The sequence below is a fragment of the Oleiphilus sp. HI0080 genome, assembly GCF_001635135.1.
The window spans coordinates 1-9,591 of sequence record NZ_LWFU01000560.1 but is presented as its reverse complement, the minus strand read 5'-3'; the positions used below and the strand labels follow the sequence as shown (position 1 = coordinate 9,591).

Below are 9,591 nucleotides of genomic sequence, written 5' to 3'. Positions count from 1 at the left end.
CGGGAATCAAGCGCACTTTAGCGCTGCAGATACTCAAAGAGATTCGGGGTGAGTTCGGTGCGTTGCTTGCTCATGCACAACGTCGTGCAGAAGCGGTGCTGCCGACCTTACTTGACGAAGCTCGTACACGGTTGAGTGCGGATATGGATGCCGAAATACACCGTTTGCACAGCCTGCAACAAAAGAATCCCTTGATACGTGAAGAAGAAATTAGCTTTTTAAGGAATCAAAAAGAGCAGGGCTTGTCGTATATTGATAGAACCGGGCTGGAACTTCAGGCCATGAGAGTCATTATCAATACCTAATGCATACGGATAACGGGTGAGCACGAATATGAGCGACGATAAGCTGAAACAAGAATTGAGTGAACTGCAATACAAGGTCACGCAGTGTGATGCGACCGAGCGCGCTTTCGATAACGAGTACTGGGATCATAAGGAAGAAGGCATTTATGTTGATGTCGTCTCGGGGGAGCCTTTGTTTAGTTCAACGCATAAATACGATTCGGGCTCTGGTTGGCCAGCCTTTTATCAGCCGATTAAAATCGAACAAATCGTTGAAAAGGAAGATACCAAGCTCTTTATGCGACGGGTAGAGGTGCGAAGTAAAGAGGCTGACTCCCATCTCGGACATGTTTTTCCAGATGGTCCAGAGCCGACTGGCATGCGGTATTGTATTAACTCGGCGGCGATGCGCTTTGTTCCAAAAGCCGAGATGGATGCTCAGGGTTATGGAGAATTTTTGACCTTGTTTGATGAAGGGTAGCGAAAAAGCGTATGGAACCCAGTCACGAGTATTTGCTCGATATTGCCAATATGAAGATGCCATTTGGCAAGTACAGCGGTCGGCGTTTAATTGATCTGCCTGAAGAGTACTTGCTCTGGTTTCGTAAGAAAGGCTTTCCCAATGGCAAGTTTGGGCAGCTTTTAGAAATGACGCTCGAGATCAAGATTGAAGGTTTGGAAGGGATTGTCGCGCCACTAAAGTCATAGCTGACGTCGCCTCCAAATGAGATGAAGGCGACGTGCTGTCTATTCTCAGTTTTCGACTTTGGGTGGTTGCTGTGGTTGCGTTAGAAAGAGAAATACGCCAAGCGCAATCAACAGGAAGGCTGTGCTCGATATGATCGCAACTGGGTAATATAAGTTACCAGCGAGTTCAAGTTGGCTGTATTTGATCACCATGATGAGTCCTTCTAATGAAAGCGCGATACACACCGTACCGATAAACCGTGGGATGGTTCTTCGTATGCTCTCTACCGGATCTGCAGAGTCTTCTTTTGCCGAATATTCTGCATTGATTACCAGCGCCAATTCAAAAACCGCAAGCGCAATGATTCCTGTATTCACCGCTTTGAGAAACATCTGCATAACATCGTCGCCGCTGGCAACGCCTTTAAAAATCGCGGTGACAAGCGAATAAAGAATCGCAATGGTCATTGTCAAAAAGATAAAAGTGAAGAGTTTTGCCATAACATTGCGCATGGAGAAACTGGTAGTGATGCTCATTCTGATTCCTTGTCCTAGGTATGAATGCTGCTCATTGAGATTTGCAGACTAGACCTGATGTTTTCTGAGGTTGATTGTTTTCTGGGTGTTTAATGTCATTGCATGCGCATTTTAAATTGCGTGCGCACGGTCTCTGTTAAGTTGCTCATGGTTCGTTAACTTAGAAGCACTTATAGTATCAGGAGTGCATAGTCTCGGACTATTAAAGATAGATACTTAACGCAATCGAATGCTAGCGAGGAGCGTTTCAATTAATCTGATGAATCAATATGACCGGAGATGAAGAATGAATAAATTCAAGATATTAGTCTTAACTGCGATTGTGAGTGTTAGTGGTGCGGCCAATGCCGGTAGCCATAAACACGATGGCGACATGCATCATAAGCATGGACCTGCAATGAAAGTAGAGAAAATGGCAGAAAAACTGTCGTTAACCGAGAAACAGAAATCGGAGATTCTTGGCTTGATGGAAGCACAACATGCTCAGATGAAGAAAATGCGTGAGGCTATGCGTGAATCTCGCAAGCAAACGCACGAGCAGATAGAGCAAATTTTAAATGATGAACAGCGTGCGCAGTTCCAAGCTATGCATGACAAGAAACATAAGAAAATGAAAGGTAAGAAGCATGGTGAGAACGATCATCATGAGCGTTACGAACATTGCGACGACGATTGACAGGTCTCGTTAGGCAATCTTTAACTCGATCGTGTTGTGAATCGGTCTTGTTCATTAGGGCTAGCTCGGCAAGCTAGCCTGTTTTGCTGTCGTTCCTCTGTCTCTAAATGTTCAGAGCTTGAAGGTTTACAGTGTAAAAGCAAGCGCAGCACCTGCAGCGCTTGCAAGCAATAGAGGGATGCAAACTTGCATTGAAAGCCTTCCCTTTGAAAACACGGCAACCATGGCTGACTTCACCAAACTATTTGCGATTGCGGCAATAATGATGCCTTTGGCTGCGACATCAAGGCTTAGACCGTTCAAACTACCTCGGCTTAGTGCGAGGTTGACTGCATCGACATCCGATAGCCCCGATACGCTAGCTAGTAGATAGACGCCGGCGTCGCCAAACCAGTGTTGTAAGGCTTGCGAGAGCAGCATGGTTACGGCAAGGAGTGCACCAAAAAACACCGCTGAAGAAAGCTCCAGAGGATTGTGCAGAGGTGACATGCTGTCCGACAATGCTTTATGCCGGCCGATGTACCAGATAATCAAGCTTGGGACATAAACCAGTGCCGTCATTGCCGCAATAGGCACGACGAGCATCCTGGCCAACTCCGCGTTGATGATAAAACAGACGATCAGCATGCGTGGGAACATCGTGCCGCAAGCGAGCAAAATTCCGGTCGCCAACAGCGGCGAAAGCTCAGGCTTTTCTTTTCCTAATTTTGAATAATGCAGCGTCAATGCGGTCGATGAGCTCAATCCTCCAAAAATACCGGTGAAGATAATGCCTTTTTCCGGGCCGGCAATTCGGATTGCGAAGTAGCCCAAAAATGAGATAGAGGAAATGAGTACCACCATCCACCAGACCTCAAAGGGATTGATGGCGTTCCATGGTCCAAGCTGCGTGTTTGGAAGAAAGGGGAGAAATACCACAGAAATAAGCAGCAGCTTTAAGCCTGCATCGAGTTCTTTTTCTTTTAGTTTTTTGAGTAGCCCATGTATTTCTTTTTTGTTGTCGAGAACAATCGCAACAATGACCGCCACAGCGGCTGCGACTTCAGGCTGACCCAGGCAAGCTAGGGCGCCCAGTCCAAAGGTAATCAGTGAACCAATGGTTGTTGTGATGCTTCTATCTTGCGTGACCTTCTGGGCATTTAAATAGGCGATCGCGAGCACAATTGCGACCGCGAAAAAGGATACGGCTAAAAAAATTGGCGAAAAGGCGATCGAGATCAAGGCGCTGATCGCGCCAAACATGGCAATTAGAATATGTGTTCTGATTCCGGCAACACGCCAACCATCTTTGTGGTGGCGATCTTTCCAGCCTCGCTGAATACCGATAATCGCGCCAAGACAAAATGCAACGCTCAAACCAATGAGGTCATCTGTTGCATTGATAAAGTTCTCCACGATTTAGACTATCTACTTTTGCTTGGCTTCAAAAGCGGCCATTTGCTCTGGCGTTGCAGGAAGTTGATGCTTCTCTTTCCATTCAGAGTAGGGCATGCCGTAAACAAACTCACGCGCAGCGTCATAGTCGATGTCGATGCCCTTTTCGGCCGCCGCTGCGGCATACCATTTTGATAGGCAGTTTCGGCAGAAGTCAGCGAGAATCATTAGATCGATGTTCTGCACCTCTTTATGCTCATCAAGGTGTTTTAGAAAACGGCGTAAAACAGCGGCTTCCAGTTCAGTTTGTGTGCTTTGATCGATCTTAGTATCCATGAATGCTCCTTATTGTTGATGCCGTGCAGTGTTGTCACTTGCGCTTGCCTTGTCAATACGCTGTCTTGTTGGAGTTGGGCAATAAGGGTATAACGGTACATCCAATTAATGACTGGCTACTAAAAGGATTTAGTATGGCGATTCATACTTGGCCCGAGGGAGAGCGGCCAAGAGAAAAACTCCTATCAAGAGGTGCAGCAGCGCTCAGTGACGCTGAGCTGCTCGCCATATTTCTGCGCACCGGTACCCGAGGACGCTCAGCTCTTGATTTGGCGCGAGACCTACTCCTGCACTTTGGTGATCTCAATAAGCTATTAAGTGCATCACTCGATGACTTTTGCAAAACCAAAGGCATGGGGTCGGCAAAGTATGCGCAGCTTCAGGCAAGCCTGGAGATGAGCAAACGCGTGTTTCGTGATGAGTTGAGAGAGTCGACAGTTATCTCTAACCCCGATGCGTGCAAGCGCTATGTGGTGCATGCCCTTGGGCAGCGTATGCATGAAACGTTTGCGGTCTTGTACTTGAATACGCAGCATGCCATTGTCGGATTCGATGAGCTATTTCAAGGCACGATTGATGCAGCCTCCGTTTATCCACGTGAAGTGGTCAGAGCTGTTTTGGCGAAAGGCGCAGCGGCGGTTATTTTGTGTCATAACCATCCTTCCGGATCAACCACTCCGAGCCAAGCGGATATTCAGATCACACGTCGCTTACAGGGCGCCCTTGAGTTAATTGATGTGCGGGTTCTCGATCATTTGATTGTTGCAGGTAACCAGACCGTGAGCTTTGCCGAAAGGGGGTTGATATAGACCATGGTCTAACGATAGACCTTTGTCTAATGGCGGTTGGAGGGTGGATCGAAAACAATGCATACATCCTCAATGTGTTCTGGAGATTAGAATGACCGCGCCACTTATAAACCCAAGAAGCTATATCAATGGTTTTGAACCAAACATCTCGGAAGAGCAATTTCCCGCGATGTATCAAGAATCCATTAACGACAACGAAGCGTTTTGGGCCAAGCAGGCAGAGCGTATTGATTGGATTAAGCCTTTCACCAAAACCAAAGATGTCTCGTTTGCAAAAGACAATCTGTACATAAAATGGTTTGAGGACGGCGAACTGAATGTGTGTGTCAACTGCGTTGATCGCCACTTGGCGGATAAGGCCGACCAGACTGCGATTATCTTCGAAGGCGATGAGCCAAGTTATTCCCGCAACATCACCTATCGAGAGCTACACCAAGAAGTTTGTAAGCTCGCAAATGCTTATGAAGAGCTCGGCGTGACGAAAGGTGATCGTGTCATTCTTTATATGCCGATGATTCCGGAAGCGGCCTACGCGATGCTGGCCTGCGCCCGTATTGGTGCAGTGCACTCTGTTGTTTTTGGTGGCTTTTCGGCTAGCGCGCTAGCAGACAGAATGGACGATTGCGAAGCGAAGCTTGTGGTGACTGCGACGGAAGGTAGTCGGGGTGGTAAAAAAGTACCACTAAAAGCCAGTGTGGATGACGCGCTAGAAATTTCGGTTCGCAAGTCGGTGAACAAAGTTCTTGTGGTTGAAACAACGCACGATCATGGTCATAACAAGCATGACTGGGATGTGGATTACGCGAGCTTTGTCGGCAAACAGTCTACCGAGCATGAAGCGGTTACGGTAAACGCAGAAGATCCTTTGTTTATCCTCTACACCTCGGGCTCTACCGGAAAACCCAAGGGGCTCCAGCACTCAAGCGGCGGCTATTTAACCTATGCTGCTACCACCTACTACTACACCTTCGACCACAAAGAAGGCGATGTGTATTGGTGTGCAGCTGACGTCGGCTGGATTACTGGCCACACCTATATTGTCTATGCGCCGCTAGCCAATGGTGCAACAACCTTGATGTACGAGGGTGTGCCTACTTACCCAGACTGCGGCCGTGTCGGGAAGATCATTGATAAGCACAAGGTGAATATTCTCTATATCGCACCGACAGCGATTCGCACTCTGATGGCCTCCGCGGATGAAGCCATTGCAGGGAGCACGCGTGACTCGTTACGTATTCTTGGTAGTGTCGGTGAGCCAATTAATCCAGAGGTATGGCGGTGGTTTCATACCATGTTTGGTAATGGTCAGGCACCCCTTGTGGATACCTGGTGGCAAACAGAAACCGGTGGCCACATGATGACCCCAATGCCTTATGCAACGACAGCAAAGCCGGGTTCTGCGTGTCAGGGTATGTTTGGTATTGAACCGCAATTAGTGGATACAAATAGCGATATTCTTGAAGGTACTGCAAGCGGTCACCTTGTTATTCTCGATTCATGGCCTGGCCAAGCGCGAACAATTTGGCGCGATCATGCCCGTTTTATTGAAACCTACTTTAGTCAGCATGAAGGCATGTACTTCACGGGCGATGGTGCTCGACGCGATGAAGATGGTTATTTTTGGATTACTGGACGTGTGGATGACGTACTTAATGTCTCTGGGCATAGACTTGGTACGGCGGAACTGGAAAGTGCATTGGTTTCGCACCCTGATGTGGCTGAGGCGGCTGTGGTTGGCTTTCCGCACGATATCAAAGGTGAAGCGATATACGTCTATGTGACACCCATGGCTGGAACCGAGCTAGCGCAAAACGCGACGGACTTATTGAAGCAACATGTGCGCGTTGAGATGGGGCCGGTTGCCACTCCGGATTGTATTCAATGGGTTGAAGCTCTCCCGAAGACCCGTTCGGGTAAAATTATGCGCCGAATTTTGCGTAAAATCGCCGCCAACGAGTTTGATAATTTGGGCGATACCTCTACCCTGAATGATCCAAGTGTGGTCGATGCCTTGATAGAGGGGCGCCAAGAGACATAGTCCGATTTCCGTGCCAGATACGGTAGCCTTTTCAGGGAGGAAAAGGCTATGCTTACGGCTATAGCAGTCGTGCTTTGAAGGACATAATAATGTATAAAATCCACATCGCGGATGACCACCCCCTTTTTCGAAATGCCTTATTGGGTGTGTTAAATACGCACCTACCTGAAGCAAGCATTACAGAATCCTCTGATCTCGAAAGTACCCTAAAAGCGCTGGATCAAAACTCCGATATTGATTTGTTATTGCTTGATCTGCATATGCCGGGCAGCCAGGATTTGTTTGGACTTGTCACAGTAAGAGAGCGTTTCCCGACCATCCCGCTTATCGTCATTTCTGCTCGCGAAGATACCGAAACGATTAGTCGGTGTGTGGGCCATGGATCAAGTGGCTTTATTCCAAAGTCTTCGTCGCCGACAACGATCAAAGAGGCCATTGAGCAGGTGATGGATGGCGAGGCTTGGGTGCCAGCGACAGTGCGCCAAAGTTTGCGCCGAATTGATAACGAAGAACGTGATCTCGCCGCAAAGGTCGCGGCCTTAACGCCGCAGCAATACCGTGTTTTGTGTTTTCTACGCGAAGGCTGGTTAAACAAGCAGATCGCCTACGAAATCGGCGTAACCGAGGCAACGGTGAAAGCACACATAACGGCGATATTTCGAAAACTGGGTGTCAGTAACCGAACGCAGGCAGTGATTACACTTGCTAAGCTTTCACTGGATGAACAGGCTATTCAAGAGGGGAGTTAGCCCTCTTATTGCGTGCCCCCTCATTTTTTTCTGCGCAATCGGCAGAGATTAGTCCTCCCAAAATGGCTTTTCGGCTTCCTTGTTCGCGTCATAGCGACTTAAACCAATATCGCTCAACATGCGATCATCAAGACGGGCAAGATGCGCACGCGTTTTGTGTCGTACTCGCCATGCGTTCAGTTTCGCTTTGAGTGCTTTCCATTTTTCTTCTAGATTAGTATTCAAGTAAAACTTACTTGTTGATAGCTGTATTGTTTTCATGGCTGTTCTCCTTTGTATATGTACAGCCCAATAATGCTGATCTATAACAAGTTCCGACAAATGACATTAATCGCGCTATAGTGAAGAAAAACTTATGCATTCTATGTCTGGAAGGGGTGAGGTGATGCGTTTGCCACCGCTAAGAGCATTACAGGCTTTTCGCCATGCAGGTACATATTTGAGCTTCAAACTTGCAGCGGAGCACTTGTATGTATCGCCAACGGCGATCAGTCAGCAGATCAAGCAGTTAGAGGACGCGTTGGGTGTCAAACTATTCAAGCGCAAGACGCGTGAAGTAGAGCTAACTGCACAGGGGCAGCAATTTCTTCATTATGTGAGCCGTGCGTTTCAGTCGCTTGAAGAAGGGGTCGCGCAATTTGGTGATGATCCAAACCCTTCTCGTTTGATATTGAGCTCTCTGCCCTCATTCTCAGCACGGTTTCTAATTCCAAGACTTGCCAGCTATCAGCGCGATAGCGGCGGCATAGCGGTTCATTTGCAGACTTCTCTTGCTCTCAGTCGATTTGAGGGGGAAGAGATTGATGCGGCTGTACGCCTCGGAAAAGGACGCTATCCAGGATTGGCGTCTCGCCACCTGATGGATGACTTTATCATCGCCGTCTGCCATCCGTCATTGATGTCAGATAAGAGCCCTGTTGAGCAGCAGCTATCGCGAATTCCCGTCTTGTTAGATAGCTCCGAGGACATGGGAGCGCTATGGCAGCGTTTTCAGGAAGCGAGTGGCGTAGTCTGTGGGCATGATGCATCGACCCTTCATGTTTCTGATGCGAGCATGTTGATCGAAGCAGTGTTAGCCGGGCAGGGCATTTCTTTGATGCGTTATAGCCTAGTGTATGAACTGCTCGAGAAAAAACTATTGTGCTGCCCGCTGCCTTACTATATCGAGTCTGAATACGCTCTGTATCTGGTCGCACCTGAATGGCACTTTAAACGAGTGAAAATTTCCAGTTTCGAGTCTTGGCTGCGTTCTGAATTGACAACGATTGAAGAAAGTTGGTCTGCATTTTGTACTGAGCGGTTTTCGATTATTCCCTTGCCGAGCTCTGCGGAATAATTTATTTTAACGCTATATTGGTGTTCTATATATCGTACGATCCGTGCATTAAATTGTACGGTATGGCAGTCGTAAGGTTCGACTTGGTTAGCGCAACGATAGATAAGCGATTTGGGAAATTGTTTATCTATCATTGAATTAGGTAAGTATTATGCATTATTCCAATCAAACACATCACTTTGTGGTTGTCGGCGGCGGAGCTGGCGGCTTGGAGCTAGCAACAAAGCTTGGCAATAAATTGGGCAAACGCAATAAGGCGCGTATTACCTTGGTGGATGCCGCGCTGACTCATGTGTGGAAGCCTTTACTACATGAAGTAGCGGCGGGCTCCTTAAACTCGGATGCCGCACAGGTCGACTTCCGAGTGCATGCGCAACAGCATTATTTTGAGTATCAGCCGGGCAGATTGACGGGACTGAATCGAGATCAAAAAACCATAACATTAGCACCGATAAAAAACTCGGCGGGTGAGACCGTGGTGGCTGAGCGTCATCTTTCGTATGACACTTTGGTATTGGCGGTGGGCAGCACGACCAACGACTTTGGGACCAAAGGTGCGGCAGAGTTTTGTCAGTTTCTTGATAGTCAGGAGCAGGCGAGGCGATTTCACCGAAATCTGTTGAATCGTTATCTTCAGGAAGAATTTGCGGATTCAAGCGAGCGCAATCTGCGGGTTGCCATCATTGGGGCTGGCGCGACAGGCGTGGAACTCGCTGCTGAGCTGAGATATGCCTCGCAGCAGCTCGAGTACTATGGTTTACATCA

Annotated in this window: 12 protein-coding genes and 1 pseudogene; 9 read left to right on the top strand and 4 right to left on the bottom strand. The window is 48.0% G+C overall.

Annotated features, from left to right (window positions below; translation table 11 throughout):
- From A3751_RS12405 to A3751_RS12395, 3 genes and pseudogenes are all read left to right on the top strand, one after another.
- A partial coding sequence (locus A3751_RS12405) for a hypothetical protein (protein WP_197466314.1) occupies window positions 1-305 on the top strand: 305 nt, incomplete at its 5' end.
- A gap of 37 nt (window positions 306-342) precedes the next feature.
- Window positions 343-765: pseudogene (msrB, locus tag A3751_RS12400) on the top strand (peptide-methionine (R)-S-oxide reductase MsrB); the annotation flags it as partial.
- Between the two features lie 11 nt (window positions 766-776).
- Window positions 777-992 (top strand): DUF3820 family protein, encoded by a 216-nt coding sequence (locus A3751_RS12395; RefSeq protein ID WP_068456451.1) that lies wholly within the window; start codon window positions 777-779, stop codon window positions 990-992.
- A gap of 45 nt (window positions 993-1,037) precedes the next feature.
- On the opposite strand, the gene A3751_RS12390 is transcribed toward A3751_RS12395, so the two are convergent.
- A complete protein-coding gene (locus tag A3751_RS12390; RefSeq protein WP_068456448.1) occupies window positions 1,038-1,508 on the bottom strand; it encodes a hypothetical protein in 471 nt (156 codons plus the stop codon).
- 286 nt (window positions 1,509-1,794) lie between these two features.
- On the opposite strand from A3751_RS12390, the gene A3751_RS12385 reads away from it, so the two are divergent.
- Entirely contained in the window at window positions 1,795-2,184 is a 390-nt protein-coding gene (locus tag A3751_RS12385; protein WP_068456445.1) for a Spy/CpxP family protein refolding chaperone, read from the top strand.
- Window positions 2,185-2,310: 126 nt separating this feature from the next.
- On the opposite strand, the gene A3751_RS12380 is transcribed toward A3751_RS12385, so the two are convergent.
- Together A3751_RS12380 and A3751_RS12375 are read right to left on the bottom strand one after the other, a co-directional pair.
- Entirely contained in the window at window positions 2,311-3,579 is a 1,269-nt protein-coding gene (locus A3751_RS12380; protein ID WP_197466313.1) for an MgtC/SapB family protein, read from the bottom strand.
- Window positions 3,580-3,591: 12 nt separating this feature from the next.
- The gene (locus A3751_RS12375; RefSeq protein WP_197466312.1) at window positions 3,592-3,894 is read right to left on the bottom strand and encodes a DUF1244 domain-containing protein; all 303 of its coding nucleotides are present in this window, start codon (window positions 3,892-3,894) and stop codon (window positions 3,592-3,594) included.
- Window positions 3,895-4,028: 134 nt separating this feature from the next.
- Between A3751_RS12375 and radC the strand changes: the two genes are divergently transcribed.
- The 3 genes from radC (at window position 4,029) to A3751_RS12360 (ending at window position 7,490) form a co-directional block, all read left to right on the top strand.
- Complete coding sequence (radC, locus tag A3751_RS12370; protein WP_068456454.1) at window positions 4,029-4,703, top strand: DNA repair protein RadC; 675 nt, start codon at window positions 4,029-4,031, stop codon at window positions 4,701-4,703.
- Window positions 4,704-4,794: 91 nt separating this feature from the next.
- Entirely contained in the window at window positions 4,795-6,741 is a 1,947-nt protein-coding gene (acs, locus tag A3751_RS12365; RefSeq protein WP_068456442.1) for an acetate--CoA ligase, read from the top strand.
- Window positions 6,742-6,830: 89 nt separating this feature from the next.
- Window positions 6,831-7,490: a response regulator gene (locus A3751_RS12360; RefSeq protein WP_068456439.1), complete on the top strand. Its 660-nt coding sequence runs from the start codon at window positions 6,831-6,833 to the stop codon at window positions 7,488-7,490.
- A 48-nt stretch (window positions 7,491-7,538) separates the two neighbouring features.
- Here the strand turns inward: A3751_RS12360 and A3751_RS12355 are convergent, their stop codons facing one another.
- A complete protein-coding gene (locus tag A3751_RS12355) occupies window positions 7,539-7,751 on the bottom strand; it encodes a DUF1127 domain-containing protein (RefSeq protein WP_068456436.1) in 213 nt (70 codons plus the stop codon).
- Between the two features lie 94 nt (window positions 7,752-7,845).
- Here A3751_RS12355 and A3751_RS12350 point away from each other — a divergent pair, with 94 nt between their 5' ends.
- Window positions 7,846-8,826, top strand: a complete 981-nt coding sequence (locus tag A3751_RS12350; protein ID WP_082863229.1) for a LysR substrate-binding domain-containing protein — start codon at window positions 7,846-7,848, stop codon at window positions 8,824-8,826.
- Window positions 8,827-8,977: 151 nt separating this feature from the next.
- The coding region (locus A3751_RS12345; RefSeq protein WP_197466311.1) for an NAD(P)/FAD-dependent oxidoreductase at window positions 8,978-9,591 on the top strand (614 nt) is incomplete at its 3' end.

Coding starts and splice junctions, on each gene's coding strand:
- A3751_RS12385 (WP_068456445.1), top strand. CDS start 1,795: ATGAATAAATTCAAGATATTAGTCTTAACTGCGATTGTGAGTGTTAGT.
- A3751_RS12390 (WP_068456448.1), bottom strand. CDS start 1,508: ATGAGCATCACTACCAGTTTCTCCATGCGCAATGTTATGGCAAAACTC.
- A3751_RS12395 (WP_068456451.1), top strand. CDS start 777: ATGGAACCCAGTCACGAGTATTTGCTCGATATTGCCAATATGAAGATG.
- A3751_RS12360 (WP_068456439.1), top strand. CDS start 6,831: ATGTATAAAATCCACATCGCGGATGACCACCCCCTTTTTCGAAATGCC.
- radC (WP_068456454.1), top strand. CDS start 4,029: ATGGCGATTCATACTTGGCCCGAGGGAGAGCGGCCAAGAGAAAAACTC.
- A3751_RS12355 (WP_068456436.1), bottom strand. CDS start 7,751: ATGAAAACAATACAGCTATCAACAAGTAAGTTTTACTTGAATACTAAT.
- acs (WP_068456442.1), top strand. CDS start 4,795: ATGACCGCGCCACTTATAAACCCAAGAAGCTATATCAATGGTTTTGAA.
- A3751_RS12375 (WP_197466312.1), bottom strand. CDS start 3,894: ATGGATACTAAGATCGATCAAAGCACACAAACTGAACTGGAAGCCGCT.
- A3751_RS12350 (WP_082863229.1), top strand. CDS start 7,846: ATGCATTCTATGTCTGGAAGGGGTGAGGTGATGCGTTTGCCACCGCTA.